The sequence below is a fragment of the Geoglobus acetivorans genome (assembly GCF_039641995.1).
GTDB lineage: Archaea > Halobacteriota > Archaeoglobi > Archaeoglobales > Archaeoglobaceae > Geoglobus > Geoglobus acetivorans.
The window spans coordinates 410,442-423,698 of the sequence record NZ_CP087714.1 but is presented as its reverse complement, the minus strand read 5'-3'; the positions used below and the strand labels follow the sequence as shown (position 1 = coordinate 423,698).

Genomic DNA, 13,257 nt, shown 5'->3' with positions numbered 1-13,257 from the left:
TACTCAGGACAACATTACTGGCAGTATGGATAGGCTGTTTGCTCCGTGGAGAATAAGATACATCCAGGCTCCAAAATACGAAGGCTGTATTTTCTGTGATTTTCCAAGAGAAAACAGGGATGAGGATAGGTTGATTGTATTCAGGGGAGAGAAAAATTTTGTCATAATGAACAACTATCCCTACAACCCGGGACATGTGATGGTGGCTCCCTTCAGACATGTTGGCGATCTTGAAGACCTGAGTCAGGAGGAGCTATCAGATATGATGGTGCTCGCTCAGACCTGTATCAGAGTTATAAAAGAAGTCATGTCTCCTGATGGCTTTAATATCGGAATAAACATGGGCAAAGTGGCTGGAGCCGGAATAGAAGAGCATATCCATCTGCACATCGTGCCGAGATGGAACGGTGACACCAACTTCATGCCTGTGCTTGCAGATGTGCGGGTGATACCGGAGGCTGTTGAGGAAACCTACAAAAAATTAAAAAAGGGTTTTGAGAAAATCAGCGACCTTTGAATCCGAACAGATTCCTTGCAATTATGAGTTTCTCGACTTCTTTAGCTCCCTCATATATTTCAGTAATCTTGGCATCCCTGTAGAACTGATTCACCGGATACTCATCGATGTAGCCGTAGCCTCCATGGAACTGCAGCGCCCAGTTGGCCGTTTCGACAGCAACCTCTCCAGCATACCATTTCGCCATGGCTGAAAGGGTGTTGTCTGGCTTACCCTGCTCAACCTGAAGCGCTGCTGCTCTGTATGTGAGGGTTCTTGCCGCCTCGATTTTGGTCGCAAGCTCGGCAATCTTGAACTGAATGTACTGGAAGGCTGCCAGAGGCACTCCAAATGCCTTCCTCTGCTTTACGTAATCGATGACAAGCTTCAATGCGCCCCTCGCAATTCCAACTGCCTGAGCAGCCACCCAGACTCTGCTGATGTCGAAGAACTCCATCATGTAGTAAAAGCCCTTGCCCTCCTCACCGACGAGGTTGTCTGACGGCACTCTGACGTTGCTCAGGCTCACTTCTGCTGTGTCTGTGGCTCTTATACCCATCTTGCCCTTTATCTTGTCCGCTTTATAGCCCTCCCTGTCAGTCTCAACGATAAAGTAGCTTATTCCCCTGTGTCTCGTCTCAAAGCTTTCCAGCTCGCTTGTTCTTGCAGTTACAAGGATGAAGTCTGCTATCGAACCATTGGATATAAACTGCTTTGTGCCATTTAGCACCCACTCATTGCCGTCCTTAACAGCCCTTGTCTTGATGCTCGCTGAATCGCTGCCCGCATCAGGTTCCGTGTTTGCCATGCCCATTATTGCATCGCCCCTGGCGACCTTCGTAACGTACTGCTCTTTCTGCTCCTCACTGCCGTGCAGAAGGAGAATCTCAACTCCAAACGTTGGGAGGAGGCACGCAAGGCCGAGGCCGGGGTTGACAGCCGAGAACTCTTCCATCACAATCATCTGCTCAATTGGCCCGTAGCCACCGCCGCCGTACTCCTCAGGAATTGACACTGCATGGAACCCGAGCTTTGCACACTTTTTGAAAAGCTCCTTCGGAAACTTCTCTTCTCTGTCACACTCTATCGCAAGCTCCGGTGTGAATTCCTTTTCAGCAAATTCCCTTGCAGCCCTCCTTATATCCTCCTGTTCCTCCGTAAACTGAAAGCTTATCGCCATAACACCACCTCACAATCAAACGTGAAGATTTAGTGTATTTCGGAGTATATAATTTTTTTCGGTTGGATAATTTGTTTAACGGCTCCGTCAAAACATAGTAAAATATTTAAAAGAAAATTTGAAAAAATCTTAAAATTCATGACAGATTTGGCCAAAATAAAACGTTTTCCATTTTTTTCGAGGTGAAAAAGCCCGGACAGCGTCAAAAGGCTTATATAATGAACTAATGTTACAAATAACTATGGCAGTTGCAATTATTGGCGCCGGACAGACAAAGTTCGGCACAAGAAAAGACGTTAACATGCCAGAACTTGCATGGGAAGCCATTAAACAGGCAATGCAGACAGCAAACGTGGAACAGAAGGACATCGATTTTATGGTTGTGGGCAATGCCGGCATGTGGAGCAGCGAAGCAGCAGTACCTGCCCTGATGTACGAATACGGTAAATTTGAGAATGTTGGGAGCATGAGGGTTGAGGCTGCATGCGCCACAGGAAATGCCGCAATCAGGGTTGGATACACAGCAATCGAAAGCGGCGAGGCAGACGTTGTGCTTATTCTCGGCGTTGAGAAGATGCAGGAGTCTCCAAACCCAACAGTCATAGAGCTGATCGGAAGATTCGGGAGCTATTTCTGGGAGTTTGAAAATCTCGGCCTCACGTTCCCCGGATACTATGCAATTCACGCAACAGCATACATGGCAAAGTATGGGGCAACCGAAGAAGATTTCGCAAAGGTGGCTGTGAAGAACCACCACTACGGAGCCAAAAACCCCTACGCCCAGTTCCAGAGAGAAATAAAGCTTGAACAGGCACTCAACGCCCCGTACGTGGCCTGGCCATTCAAGCTATTTGACTGCTCTCCGATAACAGATGGTTCAGCAGCCGTAATTCTTGCAAGTGAGGAAAAGGTAAAGGAGTGGGGCATCGAGGAAAAGATCTGGATACACAGCCAGGGTGTTGGCACCGGAACAGCCAACCTCAGCAGAAGAGAGAGCTTCACTTCCCTGAAGTCAGCATCATATGCTGCTGAGGTCGCCTACAAGAAGGCGGGGATAGATATAGATGCCCCATACAAGTACATTGATGGAGCAGACGTCCATGACTGCTTCACAGCAGCCGAGGTTATCGCTTATGAGGATCTGAGATTCGCCAAGAGAGGAGAGGGTGTGCAGCTTGTGAGAGAGGAGCAGACATACATAGGTGGAAGAATACCGGTCAACGTTGACGGCGGTCTGAAGGCCAAGGGTCACCCGATTGGTGCTACTGGTGTTAGTCAGGCAGTTGAGGCATGGAAACAGCTTCTCAGCAAGGCGGAGAACGGCAGACAGGTTGACGTGAAGAACGGAAGATATCTCGCTCACAATGTTGGTGGAACAGGTCATTACAGCTATGTTACGATATACGGGCTTGAAAAGCCGAGGTGATGAGGTATGGAAGATTTGAGAAAAGCTGCTGAAACAAATATTAAGGAATACGGATTTCCGGTAGCAATAGATGAGAAAAGCGGGGCCCTTCAGTGGGTCGACATGAGAGAACTCCACCTGAAGTACATAATATCAATCGAAAACATTCAGGAATTCTTTGAAGGATTGAGAGATGGCAAGCTTCTCGCCACCAAGTGCAAGAAGTGCGGAGAGCTGTTCTTCCCTCCGCAAAAAGACTGTCCAACATGCATGGACAGCGACATGGAGTGGTTCGAGCTGAAGAAAGAGGGTGTGCTTGAAACCCTGACAGTCATATTCGTCAGGCCCCCAAGCTTCTCAGCCTACGAGCCATACACGGTTGCGATTGCAAAACTCGACGACGGTGTCAGGATTACTGCATGGCTCAGAGGAGACCCCCAGAAGGTCAGACCCGGCCAGAGGGTAAAAATCGAAATCGCTAAAAGAAAGGAAGGCTACCTGATGTACGAAATCGTTCCTGTTGAGGGGTGATAGAATGGAGATAAAGAAGGTTGCCGTCCTCGGCGCGGGAGCAATGGGTTCGGGAATTGCACAGGTTGTGGCCCAGGCAGGTTATGAAGTCTGGGTTAGAGACATTAAAGAAGAGTTCATTCAAAAAGGGAAGCAGACAATCGAGAAAAACCTGAGAAAAGCTGTAAACAAGGGAAAAATCAGCCTTCCAAAATACAAGGAAATCACATCAAGATTGCACTTCACAACAGACATGAAAGAGGCTGTTGAAGATGCGGACCTCGTTATCGAGGCCGTCCCTGAGGTAATGGACATCAAAAAGCAGGTATTCCAGGAAGTGTGCCAGCTTAACAAAAAGGCAATCCTTGCCTCAAATACATCCGGTTTGAGCATAACCGAGCTTGCAAAGGCAACGGACAGGCCTGAAAGATTTGTGGGAATGCACTTCTTCAACCCCGTACCAGTAATGGCACTTGTCGAGGTTATAAGGGGCGAGCAGACGAACGACGATACCGTTAATGCTGCCGTGGAATTCGTTAAAAGCATCGGAAAGATTCCTGTTGTCGTCAAGAAAGACGTTGAGGGATTCATAGTCAACAGATGCCTGGTACCATACCTTGTTCTCGCAATTGATGATGTCGAGAAGGGCGTTGCTGAACCTGAAGAAATCGATGCAGCACTGCTCTACGAGTACAAGATGCCAATGGGACCACTTGAGCTTGCAGACTTTGTGGGACTTGACATCCTCTACTTTGCAGGCCAGCAGTGGTCAATTGTTCCGAAGTCCAAGCTCCTCGAGGAGAAGTTCAACAACAAGGAGCTGGGAATGAAGACCGCCAGAGGATTCTACGACTGGAGAGCCGGTAGGCCAAAGATACCCAAGGAGAAGGCAGGGAAGTACGACGGCCTGAGAATTATCGCTCCAATGGTTAACATCGCCGCAGGACTCATAGAGATGGGCGTTGCTGATGCTAAGGAAATTGACACGGCCATGAAGCTCGGTACAAACATGCCGAAAGGACCTCTTGAACTGGCCGATGAGATCGGGCTCGATATCGTGCTTGCAAAGGCTGAGGAGATATACAAGGAGAAGGGCTACGAAATCCTCAAACCGTCTGAATATCTGAAGAAACTCGTTTCTGAAGGCAAACTCGGAAAGAAAAGCGGGGAAGGATTTTACAAGTATGAGGCAGGAACCTACCAGAACATCAGAATAGAGAAGCTCGAAGGTGGCATTGCCAAGGTCGTGCTTAACAGACCGCACAGGCTGAACGCAATAACACTCGAACTTCTCGATGAGCTTAAGAGAGCCTTTGCAGAACTGGAGTTCGACGATGAGGTCAGAGTAGTCATAATAACAGGAGAGGGTAAGGCATTCTCAGCGGGACTTGACCTGCAGGCTGCCGGAACAGATGATGTGCTCAACCCGCCTGTCGCAATGCTCCTTGCCGCAAAGGGGCAGGAAACATTCACCACAATAGAGAAGTTCCCCAAGCCTGTGATAGCAGCGATAAACGGATACGCATTTGGAGGCGGATGCGAGCTTTCACTTGCATGTGATTTCAGAATAATGGCAAAGAACGCACAGATTGGCCTTACAGAGACGGCACTTGGACTCATTCCGGGATGGGGCGGCACACAGAGGATGGCGAAGATTCTTGGAATAGCTAAAGCCAAGGAGCTGATAATGTTCGCCGAAAGAATCAGCGGAGAAGAGGCAGAGAGAATCGGGCTCGTGAATAAAGCCGTGGAGCCAGAGAAGCTCTGGGATGAGGTCATGGCATTCGCAAAGAGGCTTGCTGAGGGGGCACCGGTTGCTCTCAGACTTGCAAAGTACGCCATCAACTTCGGCTACGAGCTACCCGTTGAGACGGGACAGGCTCTCGAATCAGCATACTTCGGCCTTGTGACGGCCACACAGGATGTCAGAGAAGGATTTGCAGCGTTCTTTGAAAGAAGAAAGCCCAATTTCAGGGGCAAATAAACAATTAATCATTTAATTTTTAATTTTTGGAAAGAGTTATTAAATTTCCCGAAAGGAAGTCCAGTTAACCGGAGGTGGTAAATTGAACATTATCGTGCTGGCAAAACATGCGGCTGACCCAGAAAGTGAAATTAGAGTTTCTCAGGATGGAAAAAGTGTTGACGAAAGGGGACTGGTTTTCGATATAAACGACTGGGACAGGTATGCTGTTGAAGAGGCGATCAGGCTGAAGGAAGAGCATGGTGGGGAGGTCGTGGTCGTTGGAGTCGGGCAAACAGAGGATACATTGAGAAAGTGCCTGGCGATGGGTGCAGACAGGGCAATCAAGGTTCCGGTGGAGCCAGGAATGGACTCATACCAGACAGCAATGGCAATAAAGGAGGCAATCTCGGGAGAGAAATTTGATCTGATACTTGCAGGTCTGATGAGTCAGGACTACAACAACGCACTTGTGGGCGTACTTCTCGCCGGAATGCTCGATATTCCGTTCGCCACTGCAGTTACGAGCATAAAGGTGGAGGATGGTAAGGTCAAGATAGTAAGAGAACTCGAAGGAGGCTTCGGAGAGGAAAACGTCCTTTCACTCCCGGCACTCCTCACGGTGCAGAGCGGTATAAACGAGCCGAGATACGTGTCAATCATGGGTATCAAGAGGGCGAAATCAAAGGAGCTCAAAGAGGTAAGCGTTTCTGTCGAGGGTGGCTACACGGAAATCGACAGAATATACACCCCACCTGTAAAGAAGGCAGAACTGATTGAGGGTTCACCTGAAGAGGTTGCGGAAAAGCTTATTCAGATTCTCAAAGACAGGGGGCTGATCTGAAATGAGGGTTTTTGCAGTAGCAGAAATCAAGTTTGGGGAACTTGATCCGGTCAGCATCGAGCTGCTCAATCTCGCAAACTCCATCAAAGGAGACGGGACTGCTGAGGCAGTGGTTATTGGAAATGGCATTTCAAAATATGCTGAAGAGCTTGCAAAGTATGCGGACAGAGTATGGAAAATCGAGGACAGCAGCCTGGAGAACTACAACCCAGAGCTTTACGTTGATGTGCTGTCCCAGCTTTTCAGCAAGGAGAAGCCAGACATTGTGCTGGTTGCCAACTCATCCAGAGGCTCTGAGTTCGCTCCGGCACTCGCAACAAAGCTGAACGCACCAGTAATTACGGACATTGTTGGACTCGACACCAGCAACGGAATAAAGGCGACAAGGTACATATTCCAGGGCAAGCTGCTTGTTGACATTCTTGTAAAGGATGGCGATACCAGCGTGTTCACGGTAAGGCAGGGTGTATTCAAAGAAGGCAGCGAAGTCGGAGGAGAAGTTGTTGATGCAGGGATAAAGCCTTCAGTAACTCCAAAAAGAGAGTTCTCACAGATCATAGAGCCAGAGGTAGGAGAGGTGGATATAAGCCAGGCAGACATAATTGTCTCCGTGGGAAGAGGTATAGAGGATGCGTCAAACATAGAGCTTGCAGAGGAGCTTGCCGATGCCCTCGGAGGAGTTGTTGCGGGGAGCAGGCCGGTTATCGACAGTGGCTGGCTTCCAAAGGACAGGCAGGTTGGCATTTCAGGTAAGACTGTGAAGCCCAAACTCTACCTCGCACTCGGTATTAGTGGTGCGTTCCAGCACATCATGGGAATGAAAGACAGTGAACTCATAATAGCCGTGAACAAAGACCCTGAGGCTCCAATATTTGGAGTTGCACAGTACGGAATCGTCGGAGACATATTTGAAATCGTGCCGGCCCTCGTAGACAAGCTTAGAGAGATAAAGGGCTGAGATCCTTCTTTAATTTTTTATCTCAGGGTGATAATATGGGGGACGAAGCAATAGTCAACACCACAGTTCTGCTTGCTGAGAAACTTTCGAAAGATGAGGAAAAGCTCTCCGAGCTGGTTTCAAAGATTGTCGAGCTGATAGAGAGCGGAAATGCATCGAGATTGCTTGAGCTTGCAGGTACTCTTGCTCCACTCATCGAAACCGCTGGCGTGTTTTTTGACAGGGAAACAGAAGAGGTTGTCCAGAACCTGATTGAAACGCTTGGCGCAGTTGCGCTCAGCATTGACAGCAACACCATCAGGGTTGTTGAGGCGATGGTTGATGCCCTGAACGCAAGCACCGAATTCACCCCGGTCACGCTTACTGGATTGATCAGAGCAATGAGGGATGAAAACGTACAGAAAACGCTTGGATTCTGTATAAAATTCGCACAGGAGTTTGGAAAAAGACTTTAACCATTTTTTAGATTTTGCCCAGCAGAAGTAATACGATAAGAACGATTACTACCAGAATAGCCACATCGATTACTCTCAAAAGGACAGTTCCATTGTCCTCTGAACCTGTAAACAGCACAACTTTTTCGCCTGAGAGTGCACCTTTTTCTGCGCTACCTTTGCTTTCAGAGGGGGCTTCCGAAATCTCGACTTCACCATCATCCATTAAAACCCTGAACAGTTCATCTTTCATGCCAACCCCAGAAGATACTTCAGCTTACCATACTTTTTAATTTCGGTCCTGATACCGGCAATGTTCATGGCCAGTCGGGTCACATCTCTGGATATTGCGGATGAAGGGTGGCTCACAACAAACGGTATGCCACTCTCCCACGATTTTCTGACGATGCTGGATTCTCTTATGATTCCCGCAATCTCTGCATGGACTTTTTCCTGCATTTCATCAAGGGCTTTTTTATCCCCTCTGTATCTGTTCACCACAATCCCGCTCACATAAACGCCTGCTTCTGTTGCAACATTCACAACCCTGCTGGCGTCAGAAACAGAAATTTTGTCGGGATTGGTTACAACGTATGTTTTTTCGGCTGAGAGCATTGGCATCAGAGCATATTTGCTCAGCCCTGCAGCAACATCGATTATGAGAAAGTCATAGTCAGGCTCAAGAATTTCGACTATATCGCCAAATCTGGAAATGTCCGCTTTTTCAAGAGAGTCCAGTGAGGTCGATGCAGGAAGAACGTCGATTGACACCTTCGCCCTTCCGACAACATACTCTACCCTCTTTATGGCATCCTCAACCATCCCGGGATTTCTGAGGGCATCCAGAAGTGTCTGATCAAATTCCTCAAGCCCTATGAGGACGTGAACATTGGGGAGAGCAATATCACCATCGATTATCAGAGTTTTTCCAATAGATGAAAGAGCAATGGCAGTATTTACGGAAATCGTGGTTTTTCCAACGCCACCTTTCCCAGAAGTGATCGCTATTACGGGCATCCAATCATTTATGCAGCGGATTAAAATATAATTTTTTTGAATTTCTAATTTAGCACGAATTTTAGGTTCCCGAAATTTATTTATTCATTAAGTCTCAAGCTCTGGGGAATGACAGTCATAAGATTTCTCGGAGGATGCAGGGAAGTTGGAAGATCAGCAATAATGGTGGATTCAATCATACTGGATTACGGTCTGAAGCCGTCGTCTCCTCCAGAATTCCCTGTTAATGGTGTCAGCCCAAAAAGCATCATAATATCTCATGGCCATCTCGACCATGTCGGTGTCGCTCCGAATCTGATGGATGTTGACCCAAAGGTATTCATGACTCCACCAACAAGAGACCTTTCAGACATTCTGCTCAAAGACTCAATGAACATAATGGAGAACCCGCCGTTCGGGAAGAGAGAGTACATGCAGTTCCACAGTAACACGAGAGAGGTCGGTTATGATGAGCCATTTCTGTTTGACGGATGGGAGGTTACGCTTTTCAACGCCGGACATATTCCCGGAAGTGCCTCGATATACATGTCGAGAGACGTGAACATACTCTACACAGGAGACATTAAGCTCGAAGACACCAGATTGCTCGAGGGTGCGGACACATCATTCCCAGAAACAGATATCCTCATCGTCGAATCCACGTACTTCGGTGTCAAGCATCCTGAGAGAAAAGAACTGGAGAAGCAGTTTGTCGAGAGCGTAATTGACACGCTCGATAAGGGAGGTCATGCAATTATTCCTGCTTTTGCTGTTGGGAGAACGCAGGAAATTATGATGATCCTGACCAAGCACGGGATAACGCCTTACGTGGACGGGATGGGAAAGGAAGTTTCAAGAATGCTTGAGAACTATCCTGACTATCTGAAAAGCGTTAGAGAACTGAAGAGGGCTATTAAAAGATCAATAATAGTGGAGAGGGGTAAAAGAGAGAAGGTTCTTGAAGAGCCGTCGGCAATAGTTACCACTGCAGGGATGCTCAATGGGGGACCTGCGCTGTTCTACATCTCAAAGCTGTATGGTGATGAACGCTCAAAAATCATACTGACCGGGTATCAGGTCGAGGGCACCAATGGTGATAAAGCGCTCAAAACCGGCGAAATAGACCTTGGAATGAAAACCGTAAAGCTCAAAATGAAGGTTGAACAGTACGATTTTTCCGCACATGCAGATGATGCACAGCTCAAAGAACTCGTAAAAAAGGTTGTGGACAGGGGGGCTGAGAAGGTCTTTGCGGTCCATGGAGAGGATACAGAGGCTTTCGCAAGCTGGATTTCTGAAGAAATAGGTGTTGAAAGCTACGCTCCAAGAAATGGGGACATGTACGTAATATGAGGATTCTGGCAATTTCGGACATCCATTCTGAGTTTGAAATGCTCGAAAGGCTGGTGGAGAAAGTAAGAGCAGATGTCCTCGCCGTTGCCGGGGACGTAACCCACTTTCGCCCATCAGATGTCAGAACATTTGAAGCAATAATCGAAGACTTCGATGGTGAAATTCTGGTTGTGCACGGGAACTGCGACCATGAAGACTCGCTGAACAGGGAGAATGAAAAATACAGGTTTATACATGGAAAAAGCCACAGAATCGGACATCTTACCTTTCACGGTCTCGGCGGTTCCCCAATCACACCATTCAACACACCCTCAGAATATCCTGAAAAGCATTACAGAGAAATCCTCGAGAATCTGAAGTATGGAGAGGTTAACATACTCCTGTCTCACTCTCCACCATACGGGATACTCGACAGAACGTACTCAGGAATCAATGCTGGAAATACTGTGATAAGGGAGAACCTGGATAAGTTCGACCTGATAATATGCGGACACATCCACGAATCTGCTGGAATAGAGAGAGCAGGGAAACGAACACTTGTAGTCAATCCAGGGCCGCTGAACAGAGGATATTACTCGATCATCGAAATCGATGAGGGGGTGCACCCCACGCTGCTGAAGCTTCCCTGATGATTTCCACCGGCTGTAGGACAGTTTCCTGTAAACAATCATCAGCAATATCTTTTTATCCGGCTTGTTAACACAATAAACAGAAAAGTATATCACCTCAGCCCGTTAAATTAAGAAAAGTTGATACAATATCAAATTAACTTGATGGTGGTAGAATGGAACTGAGCAATACTGCAAAAGTTGTTCTGGAAAAGAGGTACCTCCTCAAAAACGAGAAAGGAGAGCCGGTTGAGACTCCGGAAGAGATGCTCTGGAGAGTCGCAAGGGCAATAGCCAAGGCTGAGGAGAACTACGGAAACGACCCCGAAGAGTGGGCAAAAAGGTTCTACGAGATAATGGACGGGCAGGAATTTATGCCCAATTCGCCAACACTGATGAATGCAGGCACCCCACTCGGCCAGCTTTCTGCCTGCTTCGTCATCCCCGTGGAGGACAGCATAGATGGTATTTTCAAGGCTCTGTGGGACATGGCAAAAGTCCAGAAAAGCGGAGGAGGAACAGGATTCAGCTTCTCAAGAATAAGACCCAAAGGAGATATAGTAAAATCGACAATGGGCGTTGCGAGCGGTCCAATAAGCTTCATGAAAATTTTTGATTCCGCAACAGAGCAGATAAAGCAGGGAGGTAAGAGAAGAGGAGCAAACATGGGAGTTCTGAACGTGCACCACCCGGACATTGAGGAGTTCATAACCGCCAAGTGGGAGGAGGGTGTGCTGAGGAACTTCAACATAAGCGTCGCAGTAACCGAGAAGTTCATGGAGGCGCTGAAAAGCGACGGAGATTATGAGCTCATAAACCCGAGAACGAAAGAAGTTGTCAGAAAAATTTCTGCCCGGAAGGTCTTTAACCTTATTGTTGAGGGTGCATGGAGAAATGGCGAGCCGGGAGTAATTTTCATAGATGAAATAAACAGGCACAACCCGACACCGCATGCTGGTGAGATTGAAGCCACAAATCCATGCGGTGAACAGCCTCTCCTGCCCTACGAATCCTGTAACCTCGGCTCGATAAACCTTTCCAGATTCGTTGATGAGGGTAAAATGGATTTCAACTGGGAAAGGCTAAAAGAAGTTGTCCGGCTTGCAACCAGATTTCTGGACAATGTCATTGATGTGAACAGCTACCCAATCCCGGAAATAGCTGAAATGACCAGGAAAAACAGGAAAATTGGTCTCGGAGTGATGGGATGGGCAGATGCGCTGTTCAAGCTCGGGATACCATACGACAGTGAAGAGGCAATAGAACTGGCCCGGAAAGTGATGAAATTCATCCAGGAAGAAAGTCACAGGGCATCACAGGAGCTTGCAGAGGAAAGAGGGGTCTTCCCTAACTGGGAGGGAAGCGTGTGGGAAAAGAAAGGAATCAAAATGAGAAACGCCACCACCACAACCATAGCTCCAACCGGTACGATAAGCATCATCGCAGGATGCAGCAGCGGAATTGAGCCTGTGTTCGCCTTAGCATATAAGAGGGCAAATATTCTCGATGGAGACGAGTTCTTTGAGGTCAATCCAATATTCGAGAGAATGCTGAGGGCTCTGGATCTATACAGCGATGACGTGCTCAGCAAGGTCGTGGAGGAGGGGAGCATACAGGGAATTGACGAAATCCCAGAAGAGATAAGGAGAGTGTTCAAGTGTGCCCTCGACATCTCACCAGAATGGCACGTGAGGATGCAGGCGGCATTCCAGAAGTACACAGATAACGCCGTGAGCAAGACCATCAACCTGCCCAACCACGCAACGAAGGCAGATGTAGAGAAAGCATTTCTGCTAGCCTACGAGCTGGGGTGCAAGGGCATAACCGTGTACAGGGACGGAAGCAGAGAGGAACAGGTGCTGTCCGTGAAGAAAACCGAGAAGAAGAAAGAGGAAGAGAAGGTGAGGCCACCAGCAAGGTACCACAGGCCGAGACCCAGACCCAGAATCACGAAGGGGACGACGGTGGAGACGAGGACCGGATGTGGTTCGCTGTACGTAACAATAAACGAGGATGAACACGGAATAGCAGAGGTTTTCGTGCAGCTCGGAAAGAGCGGAGGGTGTGCGGCATCACAGACAGAGGCAATAGGCAGGCTGCTGAGTGTTGCTCTTCGAAGCTGGGTGGACCCGGAGGCTCTGATAAGGCAGCTCAAGGGGATAAGATGTCCTTCAGTGGGCTTCGACAACGGGGAGATAATAACGAGCTGCGCAGATGGTGTTGCAAAGGTTCTGGAGAAGCACCTCAAGGGAGAGTTCAGGAAGATCAAGATGGATGTCAAGGGTGTGAAGCCGCTGACGGAGTTCACGGAGGAGAAGGTTGAGGAGGTCCACGAGGCCCAGAGAACCAAGCTCATAGGCGGGATGTGTCCGGAGTGCGGAAACATCCTGGAGTACGGCGAGGGCTGCATGACCTGCAGGATGTGCGGATTTACAAAATGCGGCTGACTTCCTGCCTCTTTTTTATTTTAGATATTAATTTTGTTAACTCGCTTTCCCGGCTGTGATGGA

General features: G+C 48.1%; 13 protein-coding genes. 10 read left to right on the top strand and 3 right to left on the bottom strand.

Going from position 1 to position 13,257, the window contains the following annotated elements:
- The first annotated feature begins 25 nt into the window (after window positions 1-25).
- Window positions 26-517: an HIT domain-containing protein gene (locus LPQ35_RS02430; RefSeq protein ID WP_193806215.1), complete on the top strand. Its 492-nt coding sequence runs from the start codon at window positions 26-28 to the stop codon at window positions 515-517.
- On the opposite strand, the gene LPQ35_RS02425 is transcribed toward LPQ35_RS02430, so the two are convergent.
- A complete protein-coding gene (locus LPQ35_RS02425) occupies window positions 504-1,676 on the bottom strand; it encodes an acyl-CoA dehydrogenase family protein (protein ID WP_193806216.1) in 1,173 nt (390 codons plus the stop codon). The genes LPQ35_RS02430 and LPQ35_RS02425 overlap by 14 nt on opposite strands.
- 241 nt (window positions 1,677-1,917) lie before the next feature.
- Here LPQ35_RS02425 and LPQ35_RS02420 point away from each other — a divergent pair, with 241 nt between their 5' ends.
- The 6 genes from LPQ35_RS02420 to LPQ35_RS02395 all read left to right on the top strand — a co-directional run bounded on the left by LPQ35_RS02420 (window position 1,918) and on the right by LPQ35_RS02395 (window position 7,811).
- Complete coding sequence (locus LPQ35_RS02420; protein ID WP_193806217.1) at window positions 1,918-3,102, top strand: thiolase domain-containing protein; 1,185 nt, start codon at window positions 1,918-1,920, stop codon at window positions 3,100-3,102.
- A 6-nt stretch (window positions 3,103-3,108) separates the two neighbouring features.
- Complete coding sequence (locus tag LPQ35_RS02415; RefSeq protein ID WP_193806218.1) at window positions 3,109-3,612, top strand: OB-fold domain-containing protein; 504 nt, start codon at window positions 3,109-3,111, stop codon at window positions 3,610-3,612.
- 4 nt (window positions 3,613-3,616) lie between these two features.
- Window positions 3,617-5,575: an enoyl-CoA hydratase-related protein gene (locus LPQ35_RS02410; RefSeq protein WP_193806219.1), complete on the top strand. Its 1,959-nt coding sequence runs from the start codon at window positions 3,617-3,619 to the stop codon at window positions 5,573-5,575.
- Window positions 5,576-5,657: 82 nt separating this feature from the next.
- On the top strand, window positions 5,658-6,398 hold the full coding sequence (locus LPQ35_RS02405) for an electron transfer flavoprotein subunit beta/FixA family protein (RefSeq protein ID WP_193806221.1): 741 nt from the start codon (window positions 5,658-5,660) through the stop codon (window positions 6,396-6,398).
- A gap of 1 nt (window position 6,399) precedes the next feature.
- Window positions 6,400-7,356 carry an FAD-binding protein gene (locus LPQ35_RS02400; RefSeq protein WP_193806223.1) on the top strand — a complete coding sequence of 319 codons (957 nt, stop codon included), beginning with the start codon at window positions 6,400-6,402 and terminating at the stop codon, window positions 7,354-7,356.
- A gap of 35 nt (window positions 7,357-7,391) precedes the next feature.
- Window positions 7,392-7,811: a DUF1641 domain-containing protein gene (locus LPQ35_RS02395; RefSeq protein ID WP_193806226.1), complete on the top strand. Its 420-nt coding sequence runs from the start codon at window positions 7,392-7,394 to the stop codon at window positions 7,809-7,811.
- Window positions 7,812-7,818: 7 nt separating this feature from the next.
- Here the strand turns inward: LPQ35_RS02395 and LPQ35_RS02390 are convergent, their stop codons facing one another.
- Both LPQ35_RS02390 and LPQ35_RS02385 read right to left on the bottom strand, forming a co-directional pair.
- Complete coding sequence (locus LPQ35_RS02390) at window positions 7,819-8,043, bottom strand: hypothetical protein (protein ID WP_193806228.1); 225 nt, start codon at window positions 8,041-8,043, stop codon at window positions 7,819-7,821.
- Window positions 8,040-8,807 (bottom strand): P-loop NTPase, encoded by a 768-nt coding sequence (locus LPQ35_RS02385; RefSeq protein ID WP_193806231.1) that lies wholly within the window; start codon window positions 8,805-8,807, stop codon window positions 8,040-8,042. The genes LPQ35_RS02390 and LPQ35_RS02385 overlap by 4 nt, the downstream gene beginning before the upstream one ends.
- Before the next feature lie 108 nt (window positions 8,808-8,915).
- On the opposite strand from LPQ35_RS02385, the gene LPQ35_RS02380 reads away from it, so the two are divergent.
- From LPQ35_RS02380 to LPQ35_RS02370, 3 genes are all read left to right on the top strand, one after another.
- On the top strand, window positions 8,916-10,139 hold the full coding sequence (locus tag LPQ35_RS02380; RefSeq protein WP_048092660.1) for an MBL fold metallo-hydrolase: 1,224 nt from the start codon (window positions 8,916-8,918) through the stop codon (window positions 10,137-10,139).
- Complete coding sequence (locus LPQ35_RS02375; protein ID WP_193806233.1) at window positions 10,136-10,768, top strand: metallophosphoesterase; 633 nt, start codon at window positions 10,136-10,138, stop codon at window positions 10,766-10,768. The genes LPQ35_RS02380 and LPQ35_RS02375 overlap by 4 nt, the downstream gene beginning before the upstream one ends.
- Window positions 10,769-10,923: 155 nt before the next feature.
- Window positions 10,924-13,194 (top strand): vitamin B12-dependent ribonucleotide reductase, encoded by a 2,271-nt coding sequence (locus tag LPQ35_RS02370; protein ID WP_193806235.1) that lies wholly within the window; start codon window positions 10,924-10,926, stop codon window positions 13,192-13,194.
- The last annotated feature ends 63 nt before the right edge of the window (window positions 13,195-13,257 follow it).

Coding starts and splice junctions, on each gene's coding strand:
- LPQ35_RS02430 (WP_193806215.1), top strand. CDS start 26: ATGGATAGGCTGTTTGCTCCGTGGAGAATAAGATACATCCAGGCTCCA.
- LPQ35_RS02425 (WP_193806216.1), bottom strand. CDS start 1,676: ATGGCGATAAGCTTTCAGTTTACGGAGGAACAGGAGGATATAAGGAGG.
- LPQ35_RS02420 (WP_193806217.1), top strand. CDS start 1,918: ATGGCAGTTGCAATTATTGGCGCCGGACAGACAAAGTTCGGCACAAGA.
- LPQ35_RS02415 (WP_193806218.1), top strand. CDS start 3,109: ATGGAAGATTTGAGAAAAGCTGCTGAAACAAATATTAAGGAATACGGA.
- LPQ35_RS02410 (WP_193806219.1), top strand. CDS start 3,617: ATGGAGATAAAGAAGGTTGCCGTCCTCGGCGCGGGAGCAATGGGTTCG.
- LPQ35_RS02400 (WP_193806223.1), top strand. CDS start 6,400: ATGAGGGTTTTTGCAGTAGCAGAAATCAAGTTTGGGGAACTTGATCCG.
- LPQ35_RS02395 (WP_193806226.1), top strand. CDS start 7,392: ATGGGGGACGAAGCAATAGTCAACACCACAGTTCTGCTTGCTGAGAAA.
- LPQ35_RS02390 (WP_193806228.1), bottom strand. CDS start 8,043: ATGAAAGATGAACTGTTCAGGGTTTTAATGGATGATGGTGAAGTCGAG.
- LPQ35_RS02385 (WP_193806231.1), bottom strand. CDS start 8,807: ATGCCCGTAATAGCGATCACTTCTGGGAAAGGTGGCGTTGGAAAAACC.
- LPQ35_RS02380 (WP_048092660.1), top strand. CDS start 8,916: ATGACAGTCATAAGATTTCTCGGAGGATGCAGGGAAGTTGGAAGATCA.
- LPQ35_RS02375 (WP_193806233.1), top strand. CDS start 10,136: ATGAGGATTCTGGCAATTTCGGACATCCATTCTGAGTTTGAAATGCTC.
- LPQ35_RS02370 (WP_193806235.1), top strand. CDS start 10,924: ATGGAACTGAGCAATACTGCAAAAGTTGTTCTGGAAAAGAGGTACCTC.